Origin of the sequence: Streptomyces sp. KR55 (assembly GCF_052245645.1) — a bacterium.
GTDB classification, from domain to species: domain Bacteria; phylum Actinomycetota; class Actinomycetes; order Streptomycetales; family Streptomycetaceae; genus Streptomyces; species Streptomyces flavusporus.
The window spans coordinates 1-779 of record NZ_JBQQCE010000985.1; the positions used below are offsets into that span (position 1 = coordinate 1).

A 779-nucleotide genomic window follows, 5' to 3' on the forward strand; every position below is an offset into this window, starting at 1 on the left:
CCCTCCGGCAGCGGCCGCGGCGAGGCGACGTAACGGGCCAGCGCGTCGATGAGCTCGCCCGGTTCGCTGCCGTCCAGGAAGACACTGCGTACGGAGCAGACGTCGACGTCGTAGTCGTCCGGGGCCGGCGAGCCGGGCAGCACCACGGCTCCGCCGCGCGGCACCTGCACACCGAACTCGCGCAGGGCCCCGTTCACGGGCCGCAGCTGGTGCGGCGCGGCGCGGTGCTCCACCACGCGGTGCCGCAGACCCGGCGGCAGCAGCCGGGCCAGCGGCAGGCGTCCCAGCGCGTCGGGCGTCATGGCCTCGTGGACGACGACGTGGACGGACCACGCGCTGCGCGCGGCGCCCCTGAGTACGCGCCGCAGGTCCTTGTCGTCCGGGGGCAGCGGGTTGACGTCCCGCAGGCGCAGGTCCGCGTCGGCCTCGTGGTCCCAGGCGGCGTCGGGATCGTCCGGCCAGAACATGGTCGCGGGGGACGGCCATCGCAGGTCCCACGGACGCTCCGCCTCCGCCGCCAGCACCCACTCCTGCCCGGCGGCCGAGCCGTGGGCGAGGGCCAGCCTGGCCCGCACGGTCACCGTCCCGTCCACCTCCCAGCGGGCCTCGAAGACGCGTTCGCGGGCGCCCTCGGGCTCGGGCAGCTCCAGATGGTCGCGGATGACGCCGCTGTCCTTGAGGTGCTGGAGGTTGCGCCGGAGGACGTCTTCCGCGGCGGGCCCGACGTGGCGGCCATGAGCCAGCCAGACCGTGGGGGGAGTCATGGGGCGGACGGTGGT

General features: G+C 75.7%; 1 protein-coding gene. It reads right to left on the reverse strand.

Annotated features, from left to right (window positions below; genetic code table 11):
• Window positions 1-764 (reverse strand): hypothetical protein (locus ACTWQJ_RS51940; protein ID WP_443313288.1); only part of this gene is annotated, 764 nt, incomplete at its 3' end.
• Window positions 765-779 lie beyond the last annotated feature (15 nt).